Here is a 24987-nt window from a genome sequence, read left to right as displayed (position 1 = left end):
TAGAAATCCCGATAGCCGTAAGAAGGATTACGCGCTACGCGCGTGATCCTTTATAATCCGTAGTCTAATTGAAAAGTAACAAAGCTGCGCTTTGCTTTTTTTTGTTTTCACTTCGATCTTTGAGTAAACTCAAATCTCGTTCAAACAAAAAAGTCCACTTTCGTGGACTTTTCACTCTTAAGTGATCGCGCCAGGATTCGAACCTGGGACCGTCTGCTTAGAAGGCAGATGCTCTATCCAGCTGAGCTACGCGACCTTATTTAGAGGCGCAAATATACAATTACCTCCTTATTTGTGATAATAAATAAAGCTGAAATCTGGTATCCCCCGTAAACTTGAAATCATTCTTGAGACAAAGCTGCAAATCTATAGGGCGTTGGCTATAATTTCCTCAACCACCTCCGGATTCAAAAGGGTACTGATGTCCCCGAGATTCGAAGTGTCTTTGGAAGCAATTTTCCTGAGGATTCGCCTCATGATCTTACCACTCCGTGTTTTTGGAAGGCCCGAAACGAACTGTATTTTGTCCAACTTGGCAATGGGCCCAATCTGTTCGGTAATTTGCTGGTTTATTTCCTTTTGAAGGTTATCCCGGTTTCGCCCTTCCCCGGTTTCCTTAAGTATCACAAAACCGTAAAGTGCGTTTCCTTTGATATCGTGCGGAAAACCAACTATGGCAGACTCAGCGACAGCCGGATGCTCATTAATAGAGTCTTCAATGGGAGCGGTGCCCAGGTTATGGCCCGATACAATGATTACATCGTCCACGCGTCCCGTGATCCGGTAATACCCCACAGCATCACGCATGGCGCCATCACCCGTGAAATATTTGTTCTCAAAGGCGGAGAAATAAGTGTCCCGATACCGTTGGTGATCGCCCCATATGGTTCTGGCCATGGAGGGCCAGGGGAATTTAATACACAACCTTCCCGATACCTGATTGCCGTCCATTTCCCTCCCTTCCTCATCCATGAGCGCCGGCTGGATCCCGATAAAGGGAAGGGTCGCATAAGTCGGGGTTGTCGGAGTTACAAAAGGAATGGGGCTGATCATAATACCCCCGGTTTCAGTCTGCCACCAGGTATCCACTATAGGGCTCTGTTTCTTGCCGACATTGTTGTTATACCAGTGCCAGGCCTCTTCGTTAATCGGCTCCCCAACAGAGCCGAGTACTTTCAGGGATGAGAGGTCGTACGTCTCTACAAATTCGAGATTCTCCTTGGCAAGCGCACGTATGGCCGTGGGAGCCGTATAGAACTGGTTGATTCGGTGTTTTTCAATAACTTCCCAGAAGCGGCCGAAATCCGGATAGGACGGTACACCCTCGAACATTACCGTAGTGGCACCGTTGGCCAGAGGTCCGTAAACGATATAAGAGTGGCCGGTGATCCACCCAATGTCTGCCGTACACCAGTAAACATCCTCCTCTTTATACTGAAAGATATTCTTGAACGTATAGGCTGTATAGACCATATACCCCCCACAGGTATGGACCATTCCTTTGGGCCGGCCCGTGGAACCTGAAGTATAAAGAATAAAAAGCGGGTCCTCCGCATCCATGATTACCGGTTCACAGATTTCAGAAGCCTCCTCCAGCAAAGGCTCCAACCAATGGTCCCGACCTTCTATGAGATTTACCTGGTTTCCAGTTCGCCTGACTAAAAGTACTTCTGTAATTCCCGGACAACTTTCCAGGGCAGCATCCACAATGCTTTTCAGGTCCAGGGTCTTTGCGCCCCGATAAGAGCCATCTGAGGTGATCACCATCTTACAATCACAGTCATTGATGCGTGTGGCAAGGGCCGTTGAGGAGAAACCGGCGAATACCACGGAGTGAATTGCCCCGATCCGGGCGCATGCCAGAAGCGATACCGCTAACTCTGGAATCATCGGCAGGTAAATACAAACCCGGTCACCTTTGCCCACACCCTGAGCCTTGAGAACATTCGCCATTTTGCAAACACGACCGTGCAATTCCCTGTAGGTAATATGCCGGGCTTCCTCTTTGGGGTCATTGGGTTCAAAGAGGAGGGCCGTTTTATCTCCTCGAACGGAAAGGTGACGGTCCAGGCAGTTTTCAGTGATGTTTAGCTTTGCTCCCTCAAACCAGCTAACCTCTGGTTTTTTAAAGTCCCAACTGAGGACCCGGTCCCATTTTTTTCTCCAGGAAAAATGCTCTTCTGCAATTTCTTCCCAGAAACCCTCCGGATTTCGAACGGATTTGCGATAAACCTGGAAGTATTCCTCTAAATGCTTAATGTGGTAGTTACTCATAGGGATGATTTATTAACCGTTTTCCGAGTGTACAGGTTGAATTATAAAAGTAGGAAAACAAACCAAAACCCCAAGTGGATCTGCTCTCAGGTCTTGATTGCTCGGGTATAAACCAAAGGCATTTGACGCTCCGGAAATCAGAGCCATTGAATTACACCAATGTTTCAGGCCAGCGTAAGTCCTATAGGGCAATGATCAGAGCCCATGACCTGGTTATAGATGGTCACATCTTTGACTTTTGGGCGTAACTCAGGGCTGATCAAGAAGTAATCGATGCGCCAGCCCGTATTTCGCTCGCGGGCCTTAAACCGATAACTCCAGTAGGTATAGGCCTCCCTGTCCGGATTGCGTTCCCGGTAAATATCCACGAGTCCGGAGGCCTGCAATCGATCCATCCCGTCAATCTCTGTTTGGGTATACCCCGCAGTCTTATTGTAATTGGACTTGTCGTTCTTTAAATCGATCGGCCTATGGGCGACATTTAAATCCCCGCAGACCACAACCGGTTTTTGCTCGCGTAGTCCGTTGACGTAATCCAGAAAAGCAGCATCCCACTGCTCCCGGTAGTCCAATCTTGTAAGACCCTGACCCGAATTCGGCACATACACATTTAAAAGGTAAAAAGTATCAAAATCAGCGCATTGAACACGACCTTCCGGTATAAATGGATCTTTATCCAGACCGGTTTGCAGGGAAAGCGCAGGGGTCCGTGTAAGGATGGCCGTTCCGGAATATCCTTTTTTCTCGGCCGGGTGCACATAGATGGTATACGCTGAGAGCGATTCCAACTGTTTCCGAACCGTGGCTTCATCTGCCTTTATTTCCTGTAAGCAGAGTATATCCGGGTGGAGGTCTCTTATTTGATCCAGAAAGTTCTTCTGAACAATGGCCCTTATTCCATTGACATTCCAGGATATGAGTTGCATCGGCAGACTTTTAGAACATCAAAAATACATTAAGATATCCCCATTGTAAAGGACGGAAGAAGATTTCCATTTGAATATGGCTATTATGGAGCGAAAGGCAATAAGTGCATCATCCGATCCGACGTCGAGCTGTCCATTCCTGTATTTGTATGCGGTATACCACGGGGATGTCCTGTGAGGCTGCTTTACTGGAGAACTCATTTATAAATTCAGTAGGTTGAATCCCCTGTTTAACGAGTACTTTACGCACTCCTTCACAGAATTGTTTGAGCTGGTATTTGGCCTCGAGCTGATGCAATTCTTCAAACACACCGTGAAGAAGAACAGAGCGCCACCAATTCATACCCTCCTTGTGGTATACCAGAAGTGAAACCTCAGGATTCTCCCTAAGCGAAGTTATTTTATGCCCCTCTGTAGCGTAGCTGATAATGGTTTGGTCATCCCTATTGTAAAAATAGGTTACCGGCACAACATAGGGCCTGTTATGCGCGATGTATCCCAAACTACCCACGCAGTGGTCTGCCAGCAGCTTGTGAACCTGGCCTTCGGACAGGTTTTCGATGGTTCCGGATTCTTCGATGGTCCGCTTCAGTGGTTCCATATGTAGATTATTTTCAGGATTCACCCCTCTTTTGATTCAGAGGCGCCCCAAAAAAAACGAGGCAGCCCGAGGTTAATGCTAAAATTAGGTTCAGCGCTATGAAACCCAAATGATATCGGTCATGAGCGTATATATTTTTTGGATCGGTGCATTGCGATCTATACCGTTAAATTTGATTTATGCCTATATTGAACACACAATTAACGCCTTAACCCATAAAACAAATGTCAGATCACCAAGCCAGACCCATCGTCGATACGTACCTGAGGCTTATTCTGCTCAGCTTGCTGCTCTTTTGGTGCCTGTCGCTGATTATGCCCTTTTTGCATGTTATGGTCTGGTCGATCATCCTTGCCATGGCGATGTCTCCCCTGTACAACTCCCTCTTGCCCAGGTTTAAAAACAAAAAGGTCCTCACTGCTGCTTTTTTAGTCCTTATAGGGCTTGCTATTATTATCATACCCAGCCTGCTGTTCGTTGAATCCATCATTGAGGGCGTTCGGGAACTCAAGGGTCGTTTTGCGGCGGATACCCTGACGATCCCGCCTCCGACTCCTGAGATAGCGGACTTGCCTTTTGTAGGTAAACCGTTGTTTGATGCGTGGCAAAGTGCTTCTGAGAACTTGCAGGGATTTATTATGAGTAATAAGGATGTCCTTGCGGAATATGGTAAAAGTTTTATCGATGGCCTTCTGAGTATAGGGGGTAGCGTGGTTAAGTTTATTTTATCCACCGTTATCGCGGGGGTTTTACTGGTAACCCCTGGCACGAAGGAAACCGCTGATAAGATCTTCGTCAAGGTTATTGGTCCAAGGGGGAAGGAATTTGCAGATCTTTCACAGCGTACCGTAAATAATGTCGTGAAAGGTGTGCTGGGTGTAGCCCTGATCCAGGCATTTTTAACCGGGGTTGGGTTTTTGCTGGCCGGAGTCCCTTATGCAGGCATTTGGGCATTACTTGTCCTGATTCTCGCCATCCTGCAATTACCAACTGTGCTTGTTGTGCTCCCGGTGATTCTATACCTATTCTCTACTTTGGGAACCCTATCCGCTATTCTTTGGTCTGTTTTCCTTATGCTCGCCGGATTATCTGATAATTTCCTTAAACCCATTCTCCTGGGAAAAGGGGCCCCTGTACCCATGCCTGTTATTTTTCTGGGTGTGATCGGGGGGTTTGTCACCATGGGGTTTATCGGTTTGTTTATCGGTGCCATCGTCCTCTCCATGGGCTACCTTTTGATGGTGGCCTGGTTAAACGATACTCCAGATGTTGAGCCCCAAAACACGAAGGTTTTGGATAATTGAAGTTTCAGGGAGGCCTTTAGCATATTTTTGAGCAGGCCAGAAAATCCCGTCATAGCGCCAGGGGACCCCACCCCCACCCTATTTAAATATAAACCCCAACCCTGCAATCTCAAAACCTGCCGGGACTCTTTTGCGCATGAGTCTGATCCGATTTTGCAGCCCATTTCCGAAGCCTTCACGGGGATGCAATGCACATAGAGCCCGGCCCCTTTCTGTACCAGAAACGTTTCCCGTTTTGAATTGGTTGAAATCACGGGTTTTATGTAACTTAATCGCTCCATTGATGACCTAAATACCGACAAACCATGAAAAAAACCCTCGTTACGGCTGCACTTTTTACCATGCTCACCCTTCCGGTTCTGGGTCAGGACAGCCAATACTGGACACAGCAATTCGGAACGCGTACGGCTTTGTTATCCGGAGCTGTTCTGGGTGGTGCAGATGACAATACCATGATCTACTACAATCCTGGAGCCCTGGGTTTTTTGAAGGAATCCTCTATTTCTATAAACGCCAATGCCTACAGGGTTGAAAGTATCAAGGTTGAAAATGCCCTGGGAGATGAAGCTGATTTTAAAAGTAGTCGGCTCGGTTCGGTACCCCTTCTGGCAGGAGGGATGATCCGCACTGGAAATGAAAAATGGAAAGTGGGCTATGCAATCATCGCCCCGGTCGATTTTAATTTTAAAGCCATTGCAAGGGCAGATGGTAATTTTGATCTGGTCGATGATTCTGAGAGTATCGGCGATGAAGAAACGGTAGCTGAGGCCTCCATTACCAACAGAACTTCCGAATTGATCGTCGCCATTGGGCTGGGGCATAAACTGAATGAAAACTGGTCCGTGGGCCTTAGTAATCTTTTTACCAGTAGGTCTCTGGACTACCAGCGCTCCCTTTCCACCTATATTTTTTTAAATGACACTGAAAACAGCCTGATCGGGGGGAATATTCTTCAAAATGCGGACTACTTCAATATCCGTTATGTCGCCAAATTTGGCGTAGTCTACCAAAAGAACGACTGGGATTTGGGCCTGACCATTACCACTCCCTCATTGAACCTGTTCGGAAATGGAACTGTTGCCTCCAATATTGCGGTCCGAAATCTTAAACTAATAGATGATAACAGAATAAGCGGAGTGGCAACCGACAGACAATCTGAACTAAAAACAACCTATAAATCCCCTTTTTCAGTGGCTTTGGGTGCCAACCATACCTTTAATCGATCCCATGTGGGCGTCGCGTTACAGTACTTCGCAGGTATAGACCTTTACGATGTCATGAAACCTGCACCCGGATCCTTTGTCCGGCCCATTGACCTTGCACCGCAACTGCAGAGTGATGAGTTCCTGAGTTTGCGCTCCGGGGCCAAAGCGGTTTTTAATGCGGCGGTGGGCTACGAATATAAAGTGAGTGAATCCCTTTCCATACTGGGAGGCTTCCGCACCGACATGTCCTATTACGATCAGGACCTCAATGATGGGGCTGGCATTAAGCCGACCATCAGCAATTGGGACATTTATCACTTTTCAGGCGGCGTAACCCTCAACCGTAAGAACAGTAGCCTGAGCCTCGGCTTACTCCTGAGTAGCGGGAGCAATAATTCCTATGAACAAACCGGAGGCTTCAACCCTGAAAATCCGGATTTAGTTGCTGGCTCCACGACCATCTCAAAGGCAACCTACAGCAATTTCGGGCTCCTGCTCGGCTACACCTTTTACTTCCGTAAGTTTAGTTTAAGCGGTGATGCCCCCTCCTCAGACTAAATCCAGAGTTAGTTCTCCCAAGATTTTATGAAACTCGAATTGTCTTTTCGTTGAAATCCTCTACTAAAGAGAATGGGATTTGGTAATTTTGTAAGGATATTGAAAAACTATTAAAAAGATGAAATACACTTTGGTAAAACCCCTGAAAAATCTCGGGCTGTTGGCTAGTGTAGCCCTGGCATTTTTGATTGTAAGCTGCTACCCGGACAGGCCTGAATTCGTAGAGGAATACGATGTGGTCTATACTAACTATTCTCCGGACTACAGTTTTAATGCAGACTATACCTATTCCCTGCCGGAAGCCGTACTCCTGCTTGACGATAGCCGGGACCCGAATGATCCGCCTGAATTTATCGACCCCGAGTTCAGCAATGTCATCCTTGATAATCTCAGAAAAAATCTGAATGCCCAGGGATACACCGAAGTTGACGAAGAAGCAGGTCCCGACCTGATTATCCTGGCTTCTGCCTTTGACACCCAATTTCTATACGTATACAATCCGGGTTACTGGTGCTGGTATTACCCCTGGTATTGCGGACCAGGATGGGGGTACCCGGGATATGCTCCCGGCTACGTTTCCGGATACACTACGGGAACCCTATTGATTCAAATGACCGCTGCGGACGGGTTGACGGAGAATGAAGTTCCCGTCATCTGGACCGGAACCCTCAATGGATTGTTACAAGGGAGTGATGCAAACATCATTGGCCGAATCGACAGGAACCTTGACCAGGCATTTAAGCAACCCCCATTTGATAACAACTAAAAGAAGCATCATGAAAAGAAGATATCTAACGGCGTTACTTTTATTGGTTTTCACACTTACAGCCTATAGCCAGTCAAAATTTGCCATTACCTATAGCGTAGCTTTTCCCACGGGAGAAACCTCAGAATTATTTCCTTCCACAAGCTGGAGAGGCGTCGATGTTGATTATTCCAAATTGTTAAATGACAATTTTGGGGTGGGCTTCAGCACAGGATGGCGTGTATTCAGCGATAATCTGGGTTATCTGACCGAAACGGCAGGCACGGAATCCGTTTCCGGGTTCCGGTATAATTATCTGAATAGTTTTCCCGTCTTTGCAACGGGCACGTACTTTTTTGATACATCCGGGAATTTTGAACCGTATGCCTCTTTGGGCGTCGGACTCGTGTATAACCGCCTTGAACAAGACGTGGGACTGTTTACCAGCAAAAATACAGCCTGGCAATTCGGCCTCAGACCAGAATTGGGAATGGATTACCAAATCGGTTACCAGGGCGTGGGTATAAGGGCTGCACTCCGGTACCAGTATGTGGCATCGGGCGGCGATGTTCCCAGCCTTCCTTTCTTCTCCTTTAATGTGGGTGTAGTCTGGAAGAACTAAATTTCAAATTGCCTCCACTGTCCCCTGCACAGTAGCCCTTTCAGTGGCTGAAGGAATATGTGGCAGTGCTTTAAAACACAACGGGCCCGATTATTTTCAGGATTTGATTTCTGGATTTCGGGTCCGTTATCGTTTCCATAACTTGACTGCGATCGGGCAATACTTCATCGAATTCCCTTAATATTGCAGAGAGTGAACTCAAAATATCGCGCCAATGTCTGCTTTAAGGAATGTGCTTACCCTCCTACTCGTCTTATCCATGAGCTGCAAAGAATCTAAGAAGACCAAATCAGACGCTCCAGTCCAGGAAAACAGTGAACAAACCTCATCTGAAGTGCCTTTCTATGTTGGCACGTATACCGATGGAGACAGCGAAGGCATCTATAAATTCTTCCTTGCCGGGGATGGATCCCTGCGTGCGGCCGGACTTATGGCCGAAACTGAAAATCCGTCTTTCCTGGCCCTTTCACCAGATGGCCAATATCTCCTGGCTGTGAATGAGGTTAGTGATGATGCTCAAACCGGGTATTTGAGTTCCTTTAAAATAGGCGGCGACACCCTTTCGCTTATCGATCGTAAACCCACGGGCGGTGCCCACCCCTGCCATGTGGTTGCGGACCAGGCCGGATATGTGGTAGTAGCCAACTACAGCGGGGGCAATATGGGCCTGCTCAAAGTCTTTGAAGATGGTGGACTCTCCGACCTGCTGGATGTTCAGCAGCATACCGGCAGGGGTTCTCATCCCCGACAGGATGCACCTCACGCCCACTCGGGTTGGTTCACGCAAAAAGGGGAGATCATCTCTGTAGACCTGGGCACAAACCAATTGTGGTTCTCGGAAATTGAGCGGGCGGAAGATAAATTTGTTCCCGGAGAACCAAGTACCTTTTCTATGGAGGCCGGTGCCGGGCCCAGACATTTGGTAATCCATCCAAAAAGCCCCTGGATTTACGTCATCAATGAGCTCAGCTCTTCCGTTTCATTTATGATAACGGATGCCTCAGGGATACCTCAGGAAATTCGCCAAACTATTTCAACCCTGCCCGATGGGTTTACCGATGAAAATACCTGTGCAGACATCCGGATCTCTTCTGATGGAAAGTTTCTCTATGCCTCCAATCGCGGGCACAATAGTATCGCGATCTACGAAATTAATCCGGAATCAGGGATGCTGAAGTTCCTCGGCCATGAAGCTACCCTAGGCGAAACCCCCAGAAACTTTAATATCTCACCGGATGACAAGTTCCTATTGGTTGCCAATCAGACGACCAGCACCATTGTTGCCTTCCGTAGAGACACCGTTTCAGGGTTGCTCTTTTACACCGACCAGATCGACGCACCCTCTCCCGTATGTATCTTGTTTGACTAATCGCTGTTTAAAGCCTCAATTCCCAAAACACATTATCCTCCATGCTGAAGCATATGCTTGAGCAATTCCTGGGAGGGTTTCCCCGTCTCCAATAGACCGTATTCCTTTTTACCATAACATAACATTGAAGGAAGCACCGGCACTAATGGAATTGAAGGGGGATGAAATGCGCTCCTGGGCATAAACCGGGTTATCGTTCTGATCGAAGTCTGTGATATACACCAGGTCACTCTCGAGATCCGTAGCGTTGTAATCCACGTAGAGGCCCACAGCCAGTCTTTTGTTTATCAGCAAACGGTAATACGCTCCTACACTCCAGCCGAACTTCAGTACCGGATCAATTTCCGCATAGATTATATCATCCTCCGTAGTCGGATCATTTGACTCAAGATTCTTTAAATAGACCTTTGTATTTGCAATTTTAGCTACTCCAAATAATGCTTTGACGCCCAAAGCACTCTTCTCCTTAGTAATCTGGGCATGGGGGCCAATCAGGTTCTTGGTATTACCCATCGGCTGGAATATGAACTCATAGCCGTCAGGGCGAATCTCATCCTGAATAGACTGGGCGATCCGGATCGGGAAACTCTGGAAACCGACCTCGGCCCCTAATCCAAAATTTCTGGAGAAGAACCAGGCTCCGTCAACAGAAATACCAAAACCGTTTTGCGCGCTTAAGCCCGAATCGTCATTTACAAAGGATTCTGTAAGTCCGGCCCATCCCACTTTAACACCCAGATATGAAGGCCGCAAATAATTGGGTTCTTTTTCCGGTTGATATTCTATCTCGTTAATGCCTTTATCACCCCAGAACCACCTTTCGTTGGCAAAATAGGAGAATTCTGTAATCGCTATCCCCAGGCCTGCACCCACCAGTACATCTGAGATCCAGTGCTTGTCGTTGAGTTGGCGAAACACCCCAGTGACAGTAGCCAGGAGATAACCTCCTATACTGTAATAAATACTGCGTTCGCCGTATTCCTTATGCAGGATATGGGCGCCCATAAATGCCGTAGCCGTATGGCCGGAAGGAAAAGAATTGTCGGCAGAACCATCCGGACGGGTTTCCCCGATTCCGTACTTTAAACCCTGTATGACCAAAAGACTAGCCGCCGCCCCGGTGGCTATGGTGGTTGTCTTCCGCCAGTTACTGTGCTTACTCTTTACCCCAAAGGCATCCAGCGCATAAACCGAAGCATATGGAATGTATTGGGTGTAGTCATCGATGTCATCATTAAAATTCGGTAAATACCTGTTTATATTTTCCTTTACTGAAACCCGATTTAAAAAACCATTATCCTTATACGTGTATAAACCCAGACCAATTAAGGCCCCGGATGCAATAAGGGATTTCCCTGTATCTGTCTTAGACCACTTTAATTTTGTAGTATCCGCTTGATACGGCAATTCAAATTTAGGGCCCTCTTCAAGGGAGGGTGCGTTCCAATACGAAAGCACGGCCTCATCTGAAATCCGATAGGTGTAGGGATTCTTGTTCAGGACGTCATCCTGGGCCTCTTTGCTAAATGTATATTGGGCACTAACGTGACCTATTGATAAAAACAAAACAAGGAGAAAGAAAATTTTGATGTTCATGATTCAAGGTTTAGCTGGTGTTAAAATTCTGAAGCCAATTTCCATGCCATAGTACCAACAGGACTTTAAATTTTACATACAACTGATTTACAGGAATATATATCAATTCAGAAGCCGTCTCTGTCAGTGCATTTCATCGAGCTTGCGCGATATTTCGCAAAATGCGGTATTTCGCGACTTTATTCTGCCCTACTGAAACCATTTGATGTCCTAAAATCAAAAGATTTCAATAGCCAGATGTGCATTACATTTTACATATCAAACCTTTTACCCAGGACAAACCTGAACTGGGTGGTGGCCAGGTTAAAATCGTAGGGGGCCAGGTTAATACTCCTCAGGTTAACAGAACCTGTCAAACCCAGATAAAAACTGGGGTGCTCATAACCGAGTCCTATCCGGGTCAGGAGTTGACCTGCCGGCTGATCTTCTTTTTTGACATTGTCATTCAGTTCCTTAACCGTCACCCTTTGGTACCCGAATCCGGGCAGCAAGGCCATCCCGAAAATAAACCTTCTCTTTATGATAAGATTGTAGGCGTATCCTACGGAAATACCCATGGCGAGATTTTGGAATTCCTTTACGTCTATTTCCCTTCTGAGGTCCTCAGGAAACTCTTCCGGAACGAATCCGGAATCTGTTCTGGATTCGTCAAAATTCCCGAATATTCCCAGAAGAAAACTTCCCGCGCTTTCTTTCTGCATTTCATCCCTTACATAGGCAGCCCTGTAAGAATAGCGGTCCGAATTAAAAACGTAAAATGCCGCGAGGCCAACAGACAGGACCCTCATAGTATTGAGCTGTGGAAAGGCGTCATTGGTCCAATCCACAAAATCTTTTGGGTTCGAATTATAATACCCTTTATAGGCCTGGAAAAAACCGTCGGCACCAAATCTTTTGCCGTACATACTTCCCTGTAAATCAAATCGTTGTGTCTTTCCATATACACGGTCACGGTCTTCTGACCGCGGTAGCCCGAAAGCAATTCCCAGCCCGAATTTTTTATAATTAAACCCAAAACCCAGATTTGTGTTTCCATTGGGCTCCAGGATCAACAGCTTATCGGCCTCCCTGTTTTGAATGGAAAGCGTATTTAATTTGGTTACCGTATATACCCGAAGAAGCAACTTGTCTGAATAATCCAGGATGTTCAGGCTGTCCTGGGCCCTGAGGCCGCAAATAGTACTTAGAACCATCAGAAAGGCAGACAGCGCATGCTTCTGAAGCCCTATATTGAAGTTAGTCTGCATCTTAAATTTCAACATGATTCCTGAAACACTCCCCTTACGCTACCGGAGCTCCTACCCTGGCGAATTCCTGGAATCCCAAAGATTAACTATTCGCACGCCCTATCAGTAGATCGGACGGGTTGTCCCCTGCTTTTGTCCTAGCGATTTTGCTCAGAATGAATACCCCAGGGTTATGCCATACCTGAATGATGGAAGCAAGAGGCTGTCATTTCGCTTATTGGGTCCAAAATCAAAATCGGCATTGATTAAGTCTGCAAGCGAATACAATTCAAGGGCTTCGTTCAGGTCGAACCAGAACGCATCAGGTGCCGGAACGACTTCCCTGAATTTGGCCCGGTAACTCCCCGCACCCGGACCCGCAATCAGGAAATCCAAACTAAAACGCTTACCTATGGCCAATTTATATCCGATCATCAAACCAACTGAATTCGTATTGACTTTGAGGTCGTACAAAAAATCGAAACTACCGTCCTCATTGGTGTAGGTTCCTGCAAAATCGGATTGGTAGCCTATAAATGTGAGGTAGGCCCCAAAATAAAACCCATTGGCCATTCCACTGGTTCTTTCCTTTAGATAATACCTGAATTCAGGTATGATTCGTGTACCACTATAGGTCAGATCGCCTGTTTTAATTAAATCCGTGTCTAATCCGGATAATTTCAAAAGGCCGTTTTTTCCTTTGTAGCCAACCAAAAGATTGACGCCAATATGCTTCCCAAAAGCGCGTTCATACCCCAATAAAAGCGAACCGTTGATTAGATCCGTAAACATCAGCTTCACTTCGTTATCCCTCAATGGCAATGGGGTTTCCTCCTGAGCTGAGACAGGGACGAGTACGAAGAGTAAGAGGAGGGTGATCACAATTGATTTCATAATTTCTGGTTTTAGTGTGTTTGTACTCTTTTAGCTACTTTCTCTTTACTCCGAAGCACTTTGTACGCTAGCGTATTTGCCAACGAGGATGGCCACAATTACAGCCACATAAAACTGTCCGGTTACTGCAATAAACATTGCCAGGGACTGGGCCGCCGGTAGTTTAGGGGTAATATCGCCATATCCTGCAGTTGTTAGGGTAATCATTGTGTAATAGATGAATTCCATCTCTGAGTTTCCTGATGCATTATAGGAACCAGGAATATACACTTCGCAAAAGGCTACTAAGCTGATAAACATCATACCCAGCAATAAATAGCCGTTCACGGCATCGATTAAGCTATAAACCGTAACCTTTTTTTGCTTCATTAAATGACGAATCACCGAGGCTACTATAAAAATGATGAACAGGTTACTGGTAATCTCAGCAAGGTAATGCAAATAGATAAAATCGGTGGCACGTGTGGAAACTTCTATAAGGACAGCGCCCAGGCCAACCATGATGGCCCTTTTACTGATCACGGAAGCCGCCAGGAGCATAATCACCGCGAACAAGAAAATGGAGTAGACATCTGAGTGCATTTCAAGTGCAGGCAGGATGAAGATAAAAAGCAAGCAGCAAATCAGTAATAAAACTGAAGAGGAAACATCTTCTTTCAGGAATACACTTACTTTATGGATCATCACTTACGTTTTTTCAAAATCCAAACAAACAGAGGAGGCAGCGCAAACCACGCCAGGGTCCAAACCATGGGTCCCACAAAAGCGAGCCCTACATTAACCACAGCAGTTAAAGGCTCCATAAGGTTATCCTTGGCAATGTCGTTGACCTGTTTCTTGTCAATCCCTTCCCGTATTAGGTTGTGTTTCGCGGCATAGAGCCAGGTACCAATACTGGTAAAACCGGCCAGGGCCAGACATCCAGCCTGCAGGGCCGGAGAAGACTGGCTTTCCAGACCCGGATCTGCAATGGCAAAATATACGAAGAGGACCACTAAAAATAATTGAACCAGGGATAGGAGGGCATGCTTCCCGTCAGTTTTTACCAGGTTTTTAAACAAATTATTATTCTGATTCCAGTACAGCAGGGCCAGCCCACCGCCGATAAAGATCCTTAAGAGCTCCGACCTGTTGTCGATCAGATGGCTCAAAAGCCCTAGGGGTTTGTGCGTCCAATCCATACTCTCAAAAGCCGGGAGATAGTTGATGATCAAATGGAAAAACAAAAGGGCGTAAACCACGTCGATAAACCTGCTTAAACGCTGCAGGTAAATAGATTCCGGAGATGCCAATTCATGATTCATTGAAATTGGATTTAGAGTTATATTGATCTTTCTGAGGTTTTAAAAAACAAACTCAACAAGGAACCTCAGATCGTATACCGTCCCTTTTGTGGGGCGAATCACATTTTCAAAAAACTGCGCGCCCAGGTTGAGCGTCGTTTCAGAACCTAATGGGATCTGGTATTGCGCTCCCCCTCCCAGCGGCAGGTATACAGCCTCACTGGCAGGCTTATTCCAGTACACCGAGATACCGTATGGCATGTAAATAAGGTCAAAGCGTTTTGCCAAGTTATAGACTACAAAGGGTTTGATCATCAAAAGGCTGACATCCTTCCTGTCTGATTGGCCGCCAACCGACCAAAGTTGCAAAGCGATAGCACCGGCGAACCAGCGACCGCTTTCGAATTCGTAATCAAAACTGGGCCCTAAAGACCATTTGCCACTCCCCAATGTCTTGTCTGTGGCCGTGGGCAGCTGAGCGGCAAAACCCCCGGTTATATGGTGTTTGCCATGATGTTTACCCCGTTTGGAAAACCAAAAACCCATCAGCACATCATTTATACCATCCGCGCCTACAATCTGGTCTTCTGTCTCGGGATTACCAATAGGTTGTCCCGGGATGAGTCTGGGATACTGGTTGACTTCAAAATAGGTGATGTTCTTAACATTATAGGCCCCCACATTGATGTAATTCTCAATTTCAAGACCCAGGGTGCTCGCATCATCTCCCGGGTCATTAAGGAAACTCCGGAACAACCAGGATCTCTGAGACCCCACCCGGAAAATCGGCCTGTTGCTTTCCTCCTGATGCGCATTTTCTTCATCCATTTCTGAATGCGTCTCCTCCTGAGAAAGCGCTGTTGCGTGGAAGATCAATAACAGAAATAGCAGTATGACTGAAAAAACTCGCTTCATCATAACTTCAAAATTTTTATTGAGACCTAAGTCCGATGATCAGGTCTCACGCAATACTTTACTTCTTTCCCCCGCCCACAGGCATCGTATAGGTGAAATTCACGCGAAAGGAATTCTTAACCGCAGGTCCCTGCCAGTCTTTATAAATAGCACTGGTTCGGTACTCTACATATGCATTTATTGAGCCTTTCTCCATAACCCAAACCTTGCCAAATCGCGCACCCAGAGGCAGGTAGAATCCTTTCGTATTCCAATCGTAGAGGGCAACCATGTCCGGTGTACCCAGATAGTATCCGGAATTGCCAAAGCGGTAATTTAAAAACGGGGCTATACCCAGGGGGTTGGCCGTGGATGATACTTCGGGTTGAAGGGCATTGGGATCTACCGCTCTCCAGGATTGCGTAAAGAGCAACCCATAAAACCATTGTCCGGAATTATTGACGATGGCAGCCGAAAAACCATACCCCCATTCGTCTTTTGCCACATCCTTATTTCCTGGCGTTGTGACCATGGGTCCTATACCTGCCCTACCCGTTCCCCAATCCGTAACCTTTGGGATAATCAGGGCAAACAGTTCCGTATTCCCGAATCCGGATTTACCATTGCTTACATCCTCATAATGACGAACCGTAAGCCGGGGAAGGATTGTTAAGGATTTAAGGGGTACGGGAGCGACTATCCGCAATTGTACATAATTATCTAGACCCGGCCTTCTGGGGGTCCCATTTACAATGTCGCTGTAGTAATCCGGCATCATCTGGTAGGCGAGCTGGAAACTCCATTGGGTTGCGGTAGCGTCCAGGGCTTTGGAACCGGCATCCTGAGTGGGTTTTGAACTCTCCTGATCGTCCTGCGCAAAAAGGCCAACAGAAGTAAACAATAGAATGAATGCAAAAATAGTTCTCATCGGTATTATTTATCTGATTGACTAATGTTCATTTTCTTTAGATTCAACATTGACGCCGTATTTAAACAACCCACTGAACTTATCCCAAAAGTCGCCACCCAAAACGAAAATACCTATGATCAAAGTCATGTCCAGGATGATGTGCACCCAAAGGGGGAACTGGCCAAAGGACGGTATGAAATATTCTATATAGGGCTGCAACAGGCCAATCAGCAGCGGCATGCAAAACAAAAACAATCCGAAATGGTATCGCGTCCGGCTTACGGTATCAGGAGGGGCAATCCTCTTAAAGTACTGCCTCGCCTTTCGCTTAATGAGTTCATAGCCCTGCTTCCCCATGATTGCTACCGCCAACATCATCAGGACTTCGGGCACCCCAAAGGCCAATAATCCCGAGAGGGTGGTTTTCGTGGCCGCAGACCAGGAAGATCCCAGTACCAGAGGGATCAGTAACGGGCTCAAAAAACCAATGACCATGATAAAGATGCCAAAGGTGATTCTTGGGCTTCTAACTGTTTTTTCTGCCATGATCCTTTTCTTCTGGGATTTGTCATCGGGACTTGGATTTCACTCAGAAGCGATTAATCCTTCTATTGATTATTAATTGAATAATAAACTTGATTTTAATCCAACCCGTCGAAACCAAAATTTTCAACAGTTTGGATCTGAATAAAATCTCGAGTCAGGCCTCAGATTCCTTCATCGCATTTTCATTCAGGGCCTGCGTGAATTATCCCTCAAGCCTAATTCCGGTTTGGGGCGGTGAGTTGTTGCAACACCTTGTCCATGCTCAAAGAGGAACCTCCAACTGGGGGAAACTCCTTAAAGGTCGCCAGAAAGTCGCCGGTGTATGCCTGAGCAGGCACAAACAGCCACATATTATCCGCATACCATTTGAGATAGCTGGCGGCCTTCCAGGATACTTCGTAGGGATCGGCTCTCAGGTTAATCACAACAGGCCAGGAGGGGGATTTTCTATAGGCTTCATTGATGGATCCTTCCATAATCGTGAAGTGAAGTTTCCAGTTCCGATAGCGAATGGCGTTCAGATTTCCACCCGCGTCAAAATAAAAGATTTCATTCCTGGGATTTTCCTTTATATCGCCCTTCCAGAAAGGCATAAGGTTATATCCATCCAGGTGTACTTTAAAGTTCTTTCCGTTGGCCTGGTATCCGGTGAGAAGTCTTTTTTTCACATCCGGAACGCCGGCAGCTGCCAGAAGCGTAGGCATCATATCCTCGTGGGAATGAATGTCATTGGATACGGTACCTGGCTCAATCACGCCCGGCCAGCGAATGGCGCAGGGAACTCTGAAGCCCCCTTCCCATGTGGTCCCTTTTTCTCCTGCAAAAGGGGTGCTTCCTCCATCCGGCCAGGTAAATTTTTCCGCTCCGTTATCTGTCGAATACATGATAATGGTATTGTCAATAATGCCCAGGTCCTCCAACTTCCTGAGCACAACTCCAATGGCCTTATCGTGTTCTACCATTCCGTCAGGATACAGGCCTATTCCGGTGACACCCTCACTCTCCTCTTTTAAATGCGTCCATACGTGCATACGAGTGGCACTGAGCCAAACGAAGAAAGGTTTTCCCGCTTTGTGGGCACTTTCAATAAAGTCCAAGGCTGCGTTCGTGAATACATCATCGATGGTTTCCATCCGCTTCTTTGTCAAAGGCCCTGTATCTTCAATTCTTCCATCGGCATAGGAATGAATCACACCTCTGGGGCCAAATTTTTTACGAAACGCCTCATCCTTTGGATAATAATACGTTTCTGGTTCTTCTTCCGCATTCAGGTGATAGAGATTTCCGAAGAATTCATCGAAACCGTGATTGGTGGGCAAATGCATATCCTGATCCCCCAGGTGATTCTTTCCAAATTGCCCTGATACATAGCCCTGGTCCTTCAGTAATTCTGCTATGGTAGGTTGCGAATCCTGGATGCCCTGCTTCGAACCGGGCATTCCAATGGTCAGAAGACCCGTCCTAAAAGGGTGCTGGCCCAGAATAAACGCAGCCCTTCCTGCAGTACAGGACTGCTGGGCATACCAATCGGTGAACATGGCACCTTCTTTGGCTATGCGATCGATGTTCGGGGTTTTATACCCCATCATGCCATGGTTATAGGCACTAACATTGGCCCAGCCAATATCATCACCCCAGATGACCAAAATGTTTGGTTTCTTTTTTTGAGCGTATCCCCCAACTAGAAAAGTCAGAAAAATTCCCATTGCCAGAATTCGTGTTTTCATTTTCATGTTTTTCATAAAGTATTATAATTAAAAGGTGTATTCGTCCTCTTCCAGGAGGTTCGACTCATGGATTGTGCTATAGATATTCGATTCCGTTATTTCGCCCAGTACCCGGATTGCACCGATTAAATTTCCATATTCAGTACTCTTTAGATCATGGTTCATTTGCCCTTTATTCTGCCAGGTGCGCACCAATTCGAAAGTTCTGTATTCTGCCTGGTCATTGTTCTGACGCAAAACATAAACCGGCCATTTCACCAACCGGCCCAGCGCCAGGTTAAATTCGTACAGCTTTTTATTAAAGACATGAAATCTAAGGACATATAAATACATGAAATTGGTTCTGGCTGGGTTCTTGATTACTCCCTATCCAAGCATCATGCCACTTGTTAAGTAAAACTTAATTTAATAGTCTTAATACCTGATAATCAACATTATAAATATTCCTACTTCGGTCAATCGACATTGAGAATATGAATGCGAAGTAGCGATATTTCGCGTTAAACGAAATATCGTGACTCAATCTTGGGTAAAAGAATAATAGGGGTCATCCTCTATCATGGGGCTGCCATTACTATACAAACCGGACGAATCACAGTCGTCAGGAATTAATCAATACCCAGTTTTTGGCGTATTTGTTATAGGTTCGATCTATAAAACCCGTCGTGTTCAGGCGATATCCAAAATAAATATTTCCGTAGAATTTGTTATTCGCTACCGCATTGAATTTATCCTCGTTGTATCCATTGACGTCAAAAGCAAACCCAAGTCCGAATACAATTCTTCTGGAAGCATATCCCAACTGGGCACCTCCTTCCAGGGCTCGAGTGAATGAAGTATTCGATACCTCCTGTCTGACCGCTTCAACGGTTTCGCTCAGTTTGGAAAATCGCACCCCAACAGAAGGCGCGATATTGGCATTAAAAAACAAGTGCTCTTTTAACACAAATGTATAGCAGTACCCAATCGAGAGTCGGATGGGAAAAACTTTTTTTTACTCCTTAGCTCGTCCAGGGTATATGAAAACCAGTCGTAGCCAAAATAGAGGGTCGGAATGAGGCTTCCCGCACTTTTGCGATGCCATTCCGTATTGTAGAGAATATTCCTGAATGAGAAGTTCGGGATTGAAAACGTAAGAAGTAGACATCCCGACTATTTTATTTTTTAAATCCGATAATTGGATGTAGGCATCGCTGCCTTCCATCCAGTTCGGGACGAAATCTCAGTTGTTTTCAATGTAATAACCGCTAACGGAACTTACTTGAAAACGCTGAACCCATTCTGAAGCAAAAAGAAAAGCCGTAATTGTTATTGGCGGCAATTTGCAGGTTAGATCCTTCCGAAGATTACGCACTACGTAACCATCGGTCTGCGTATCGACATTAAGTTTCACCACAAATTTGTCCGAATACGACAGGTTGGCCGAAGTATCCCGCTTTGGAGGGAGCTATCCCAGTACGATGCACGCTGCTACCTGGCACATCAGGAATTTACAAAACTTCTACAAAAAGATACTTCCAAACACTAGGTCGCTCAATTTAGTTCGATTAATAGGTTCAGGACTTCGCATTCGGATGTGCCACTTGCCCCGAATAAACGACTTCACATTTTTTACCAACCAGGGATTCCACCAAATTGATAACGGAGCCGAGCAAGGTCTCTGCGATCTTGAGTTTTCCCATTTCTATGGCCCCGAATTTGCCATACAATCGTTGTTCCATCAGACTACACCCTTTTTTATCCAAAACGTAAACCGTAAACCCGGGTATGGTATCTCTTACAAAATCCAGGCTACCCAGAAATGATAACCGGTTTGCCCGTGTACTAAATGCCACGTCCTGGGTACTTACCATCCCCTGATCAATACTCCAGTCCACAACAGCCTGAGATACGAAGGTGTGCTGATCGGGTTTTAATTCAATATTTAGCAATCTGGTAAAATCCGCTCCTTTAGTAACGGCAGCCCCCATAGGGCCGGCCAATACGAAAGCACTGATATCTGCCAGGTTAAACGTCTGACTGCGCTTATATTTTCTCAAAAGGTCATCAAGGTCAATTCCGTAGAGGTTCAGGGAATCCCCTTGAATACTGATATTCCCTTTGAGACTGCTTGTGAGGTCTTCGAGGTTCGCCCCGGTTCCCTTTAATTCGATAAAGGCGTCTATACTGCCATCGATTAACTTTTGAGAAGAATAATCCCTGATTAAAGAAGCCAAATCGATAGACTCAAGCCTGTAGGATGCCTCCAAATCATAAGGTGAACCGTTGATACCCATCGAGAGGGAACCGACATCTAACATAACGCTATCCCGGAGTGTAGAAAACCCGACATTCAATTGATCGTTAATCGCACTGAAGGTAAAATCTAATGGGATATTTGAAAAAGCGGGGCCGTTAATCGCATCTAAATGGAGTTCGCCTTTGGACACTTCAATCCCCTCAACACCCCTGTTATTCTCATTATGCCTGAAATAAAGGCTGTCCATCCTCAGACTTAGGTTTTGAACACTGTACAATGAGGTGTCAGGCATTTTCACAGCGATTTCCAAGGCTGTGATATCCCCCCCGCTGACCGCGAAGGGAAGGAGTTCCATTACTCCGGAAACGTTTAGTTCTCCGTTGACAACCTTCATATCTGCTTCGCTCAAATTCTTTGATCCCACCAACGGGCTGCCTTTCAGGTCATTGACCAGATCTACTATATATTCTATGGGGACATCCGCTATGCCGAGCTGCGCATCTGTTTCCAGGCGGCGGAAATCCCTGGGAAGTAAAACATCGCCGGCAAAATCGATCTTCCCCAATGGCAATTGAACCTCAGCATCCGTTATGCGGAAATTATAGCCTGCTTCAGTTTCATTAAAACCGATGTTCGCCTTTAGATTCTCAATCCCGGGGAGGCTGTCCAGTTCGAATGAGAGTTGTTCCAATTCGGCCGTGAATGAAGGAAAATACGAGGCGTAATCTTCATTATCCATCCCGCTGAACTTCGCCTTAATTACAAGGTCTGTGATCCGGTCGTCTATGGTAGGTGAAGCATTCGGTTTGACAATTAAGTGTGAAGTGAAAAATTCAGATGAGGATATTTCAATGTCCGCCGCAATGCCCTGCTCTTTGTTAAAGATGAAATGGTAAAGGTTTTTGAGTTGACCCTGGAAAGCTATATCACTTCGGCCGTAAAACAGGCTCAGGCTATCTACAACCACCTCATTATTGGCTTCCCTGATTGTTCCCGAAAGCTGCCGGACCTTCCTTCCTGAAGGAATCAGGAAAAATGAAATATCCGTCATATCTAAAGACCAACTGCCAATGTCATCCATCTCATGCTGCTTTTCAAAATTCAGCACGCCGTCAAAATCCGTATGAAGGCTAACCTTTCCGGATAGCGAATCGATACCCGGTAAGTGAAAAATGGTCTCATAACCCTCTAAATTGAGCTTTGCAGCAAGTGTGCTTTTCAGCTGTGGACGTTGAAAATTGCGTACGCTAAAATCTCCTGAAACAGCACCTCCCGGAGTTTGCCCGTGGAGATTTTGTATCTCGAGTTCGGCCTGCGAAAAATCGTCTGCTTCTCCGGATTTAAAATTCCCTCTAAAACCGAAATTGCTGAATTTTAGTTTTCCGGAAACATCTGTGAAATTCAAATCATCAATTCCGAAAATGATGTTAATGTTCGGTACCTGGTCTTCCATCCGGCCTTTAATACTACCCTTTAATTCCACACCCGCCCGTTTAATAGAGGCGGTATTTTTCTCAAGCACCTCCTCCTGAATCAATTTCGAGAACAGGGCCACATTATTCGAAGAAGCGTCGAAATCCATATCGATATAATTCCCATTGAGATGATCATACCTACCCTCAAGGGCCACCCTTAAATCATCATAATTCAATGCTCCCTTTCGGATTGTGATACTTTTGGCGGCCGCATTGTACTCCAAATCCAGTAGCAAATCTGCAGGTCCCAAATCTGCTACCAGGGGATATTGATTGCTCCTGGTAATTTCAAAACCAATACTCATGTCAGCAGTAATACCCTCCTTAGTAAGCGCCAGAGCCCCGTCCAGGGAGTTCAGTGCAATCTCAGATGAATAGGCCTCATGTGGATTGTTGTATTTGAGGTGCACATTTTTCAGATGTATGTTCTGTAAGGCTATTTCCAGGTTTTGAGCCTCAGCCCCCTTACTATAATCGGTTTTCACCGGTTTCGATACCTTCTTCTCTGGTGGAGGGTTTGGTGCAGTATCGCCGGCAGGTTGTTTTTTACGTGGTCGCTCGGATGCTACAGTTCCTGAAATTTTATCTTTTCCAGTTTGGGTTGGTTTGGAGAGTGCCCTTTCAAGATTGGTTTTATTGTCCTCATAGGCGACTATATCCAGGGTAACTTCCTCCATACTCAGTGCGGTTACGACCAGCTTTTTATGGCTGATGAGCTCCCAGGGCTCTAATGCAAGATAGGCCCTCGAGGCTTCAATGATCGGCGGTTGATCTAAAGGACGGAGGGAGTCCTTTTGCTCATAGAATTTTACCTGACTTAGTTTTACAGAAATATCTGGAAGTTGATGAAAGATAGCCAGCTCCATTTCATCAATTTCAAGGTGGCCGTTTTGGGTTTCGTTGATGTAATCTACTATTTCAGCCATCAGGTAATCTTTGGCATCATCGTAGTAGATAAAACCGAGAATTGTTCCCAATAATGCAACCAGCAACAATCCGATGCCTATACGCTTTGCTATTTTCCTACCTCGTTTCTTCAAATTACACAGGTCGATATTACTGGGGATCCTACTCTCCCACCGCTTTTCAATAGTGACTTTCTGTTCGATTCCGGCTGGAATACCTTAAAAAACAATACCCATAAATCACATTTCAAAAACTCCCGGTTAAAGTAGGCGTTTGAATCTTATACCAAAAATGAAGTCCCCTATTTTGAGCGCACCTTGTCCGCCCAGCGAAAACGATAGGACATGCCAAACACATCGAAATCACTTCCCTGCTTGAACCGGATGCCCGAACCCACCGTAAAATTGAGGATATGGTTTGGATTCAGGGGCAGGGTAAAATTAAGTGCAAGTCTTAACTGGGATACAAGTGCATTTCGGCTGTTGCCATTTATGAACGATTGAGCCCCGTAGCCATATCCTACGGAAAACGCCATCCACATGCCTTCTTTCTTAAGTGAGCGAATCAGGCTCCCCTTCAGGACCCACAGGGGGTTCTGGCGCAGGGTGTTATCGCCCAAAAAAGCAGGGTTTTCATTAAAGAACCACACCCCCGCCCGGCCTTCCAGGACCCATCGATTAATTGTATATGAAACCCCGTAATTCAACCGGAGCACGAACCTGTTCGATCCGAGATTCGGCAATTGCTCCTTTTTATAATTACCGGTGGGAATGATGAGCTGGATGGCAAGTCCACTGACCAGGGTCTGAGTATATGCTTTGAATTCCTCCCGGTCCAGGGAAGGAGCTCCGGTAATGTTAATGGCTGCCCTGACCCGTAGATCTCCCAAACCCGTATAGGAATCTGTAAAATCCTCCCCCTCAAAAACTCCGGTATAGTCCCCTCCGGCAATGGGTAGGACAGCATCGATTTTTCCCGATTTCCCCATAAAATCGATACTCCTGGCGTACGCCAGTATAACGGTATTAATGTTTCCATTGAAATCATCAAGCGGCAGGGAAGGATCCAAAAGGGTATTTCCAGAGGCAAATGCGTAACCAGCAGCAATAAAATTCAATCCCCTTGGCAGATTTGTAAGGGTTCTCGGCTCCAGCTCCTGACCTTGAAGTGTGCACAGGTGTCCCGGAAGAATCAGGAAAAAGAGAAAAAGAATGAAAATTGGTTGCTTCATATTTCTTCCTGGATGCAGGTTTCGGGAACCCCTTTTAGACCCGCTTGAGCGTATTGCCTTTCGCAGTCCAAATGACATAGATTTTCCGTATCACTAATTCTAAAACACCACTACATACATCAACCAGCTCCCTGGAATCGCGTCATTCGCAATAAACCTAAAGTCAGGAAGTTTTCTCAATTGCCAATGACATTCTGATTTAATGTGCGTAAGCCTAATTCCATGCCAAAGGTTCTTCTGCCAAATGGAATATATTTAAGTTATTAAATTTCAAATACTCAAAAAAATATGTGATGGCTCGAGCACTGCGACCCTGCTCCACAAGTTATGAGAAATTTCGCTATTCGCGGTATGTCGCCACCCGATGGGACACGACTTATGCTCTGGTCGCATTGCTTTCTTGTGCTGAATTGCATCGGAAGGCAGTATCCAAAAAGACCTTGATTTTGTCCTAAA

At 46.0% G+C, this 24987-nt stretch carries 22 protein-coding genes and 1 tRNA gene; 6 read left to right on the top strand and 17 right to left on the bottom strand.

Going from position 1 to position 24987, the window contains the following annotated elements; all coding sequences use genetic code 11:
* Positions 1 to 182: 182 nt before the first annotated feature.
* The 4 genes from QU605_RS14760 to QU605_RS14745 all read right to left on the bottom strand — a co-directional run bounded on the left by QU605_RS14760 (position 183) and on the right by QU605_RS14745 (position 3801).
* Positions 183 to 256, bottom strand: a tRNA-Arg gene (locus tag QU605_RS14760).
* A gap of 110 nt (positions 257 to 366) precedes the next feature.
* Positions 367 to 2274, bottom strand: a complete 1908-nt coding sequence (gene acs, locus QU605_RS14755) for an acetate--CoA ligase (protein ID WP_289726097.1) — start codon at positions 2272 to 2274, stop codon at positions 367 to 369.
* 164 nt (positions 2275 to 2438) lie between these two features.
* Positions 2439 to 3200, bottom strand: coding sequence for an exodeoxyribonuclease III (locus tag QU605_RS14750; protein ID WP_289726096.1), 762 nt, complete (start codon positions 3198 to 3200; stop codon positions 2439 to 2441).
* Positions 3201 to 3309: 109 nt separating this feature from the next.
* Positions 3310 to 3801, bottom strand: coding sequence for a pyridoxamine 5'-phosphate oxidase family protein (locus tag QU605_RS14745; protein ID WP_289726095.1), 492 nt, complete (start codon positions 3799 to 3801; stop codon positions 3310 to 3312).
* Between the two features lie 224 nt (positions 3802 to 4025).
* Between QU605_RS14745 and QU605_RS14740 the strand changes: the two genes are divergently transcribed.
* The 5 genes from QU605_RS14740 (at position 4026) to QU605_RS14720 (ending at position 9604) form a co-directional block, all read left to right on the top strand.
* The gene (locus tag QU605_RS14740; RefSeq protein ID WP_289726094.1) at positions 4026 to 5105 is read left to right on the top strand and encodes an AI-2E family transporter; all 1080 of its coding nucleotides are present in this window, start codon (positions 4026 to 4028) and stop codon (positions 5103 to 5105) included.
* A 305-nt stretch (positions 5106 to 5410) separates the two neighbouring features.
* A complete protein-coding gene (locus tag QU605_RS14735) occupies positions 5411 to 6868 on the top strand; it encodes a porin family protein (RefSeq protein ID WP_289726093.1) in 1458 nt (485 codons plus the stop codon).
* A 118-nt stretch (positions 6869 to 6986) separates the two neighbouring features.
* Entirely contained in the window at positions 6987 to 7634 is a 648-nt protein-coding gene (locus QU605_RS14730) for a DUF4136 domain-containing protein (RefSeq protein ID WP_289726092.1), read from the top strand.
* A 10-nt stretch (positions 7635 to 7644) separates the two neighbouring features.
* Complete coding sequence (locus QU605_RS14725; RefSeq protein WP_289726091.1) at positions 7645 to 8235, top strand: outer membrane beta-barrel protein; 591 nt, start codon at positions 7645 to 7647, stop codon at positions 8233 to 8235.
* Positions 8236 to 8449: 214 nt separating this feature from the next.
* Positions 8450 to 9604, top strand: coding sequence for a lactonase family protein (locus QU605_RS14720; RefSeq protein WP_289726090.1), 1155 nt, complete (start codon positions 8450 to 8452; stop codon positions 9602 to 9604).
* 108 nt (positions 9605 to 9712) lie between these two features.
* On the opposite strand, the gene QU605_RS14715 is transcribed toward QU605_RS14720, so the two are convergent.
* The 13 genes from QU605_RS14715 to QU605_RS14655 all read right to left on the bottom strand — a co-directional run bounded on the left by QU605_RS14715 (position 9713) and on the right by QU605_RS14655 (position 24531).
* A complete protein-coding gene (locus QU605_RS14715) occupies positions 9713 to 11200 on the bottom strand; it encodes a phosphatase PAP2 family protein (RefSeq protein WP_289726089.1) in 1488 nt (495 codons plus the stop codon).
* A 251-nt stretch (positions 11201 to 11451) separates the two neighbouring features.
* Entirely contained in the window at positions 11452 to 12447 is a 996-nt protein-coding gene (locus tag QU605_RS14710) for a DUF4421 family protein (protein WP_289726088.1), read from the bottom strand.
* Positions 12448 to 12597: 150 nt separating this feature from the next.
* On the bottom strand, positions 12598 to 13320 hold the full coding sequence (locus tag QU605_RS14705; protein ID WP_289726087.1) for a DUF3575 domain-containing protein: 723 nt from the start codon (positions 13318 to 13320) through the stop codon (positions 12598 to 12600).
* A gap of 45 nt (positions 13321 to 13365) precedes the next feature.
* On the bottom strand, positions 13366 to 14004 hold the full coding sequence (locus QU605_RS14700; RefSeq protein ID WP_289726086.1) for a potassium channel family protein: 639 nt from the start codon (positions 14002 to 14004) through the stop codon (positions 13366 to 13368).
* Entirely contained in the window at positions 14004 to 14624 is a 621-nt protein-coding gene (locus QU605_RS14695; RefSeq protein ID WP_289726085.1) for a hypothetical protein, read from the bottom strand. Before QU605_RS14695 ends, QU605_RS14700 begins: the two co-directional genes overlap by 1 nt.
* Before the next feature lie 39 nt (positions 14625 to 14663).
* The gene (locus QU605_RS14690; protein WP_289726084.1) at positions 14664 to 15521 is read right to left on the bottom strand and encodes a hypothetical protein; all 858 of its coding nucleotides are present in this window, start codon (positions 15519 to 15521) and stop codon (positions 14664 to 14666) included.
* Positions 15522 to 15576: 55 nt separating this feature from the next.
* Positions 15577 to 16425, bottom strand: coding sequence for a hypothetical protein (locus tag QU605_RS14685; protein WP_289726083.1), 849 nt, complete (start codon positions 16423 to 16425; stop codon positions 15577 to 15579).
* A gap of 21 nt (positions 16426 to 16446) precedes the next feature.
* The gene (locus QU605_RS14680; protein WP_289726082.1) at positions 16447 to 16953 is read right to left on the bottom strand and encodes a transporter suffix domain-containing protein; all 507 of its coding nucleotides are present in this window, start codon (positions 16951 to 16953) and stop codon (positions 16447 to 16449) included.
* Positions 16954 to 17168: 215 nt separating this feature from the next.
* The gene (locus tag QU605_RS14675) at positions 17169 to 18680 is read right to left on the bottom strand and encodes an arylsulfatase (protein WP_289726081.1); all 1512 of its coding nucleotides are present in this window, start codon (positions 18678 to 18680) and stop codon (positions 17169 to 17171) included.
* Positions 18681 to 18707: 27 nt separating this feature from the next.
* Positions 18708 to 19013 (bottom strand): hypothetical protein, encoded by a 306-nt coding sequence (locus QU605_RS14670; RefSeq protein ID WP_289726080.1) that lies wholly within the window; start codon positions 19011 to 19013, stop codon positions 18708 to 18710.
* Positions 19014 to 19281: 268 nt separating this feature from the next.
* On the bottom strand, positions 19282 to 19659 hold the full coding sequence (locus tag QU605_RS14665) for a DUF4421 family protein (protein ID WP_289726099.1): 378 nt from the start codon (positions 19657 to 19659) through the stop codon (positions 19282 to 19284).
* 577 nt (positions 19660 to 20236) lie between these two features.
* Positions 20237 to 23434 (bottom strand): AsmA-like C-terminal region-containing protein, encoded by a 3198-nt coding sequence (locus QU605_RS14660; RefSeq protein WP_289726079.1) that lies wholly within the window; start codon positions 23432 to 23434, stop codon positions 20237 to 20239.
* Positions 23435 to 23601: 167 nt separating this feature from the next.
* Positions 23602 to 24531: a transporter gene (locus QU605_RS14655; RefSeq protein ID WP_289726078.1), complete on the bottom strand. Its 930-nt coding sequence runs from the start codon at positions 24529 to 24531 to the stop codon at positions 23602 to 23604.
* Between the two features lie 293 nt (positions 24532 to 24824).
* Between QU605_RS14655 and QU605_RS14650 the strand changes: the two genes are divergently transcribed.
* Positions 24825 to 24986: a hypothetical protein gene (locus QU605_RS14650; protein WP_289726077.1), complete on the top strand. Its 162-nt coding sequence runs from the start codon at positions 24825 to 24827 to the stop codon at positions 24984 to 24986.
* Position 24987 lies beyond the last annotated feature (1 nt).

It is taken from the genome of Robiginitalea aurantiaca (assembly GCF_030380815.1).
GTDB classification, from domain to species: Bacteria; Bacteroidota; Bacteroidia; order Flavobacteriales; family Flavobacteriaceae; genus Robiginitalea; species Robiginitalea aurantiaca.
Note: the sequence above shows the minus strand (reverse complement) of the source record. Positions and strands in the feature narration are given on the sequence as shown.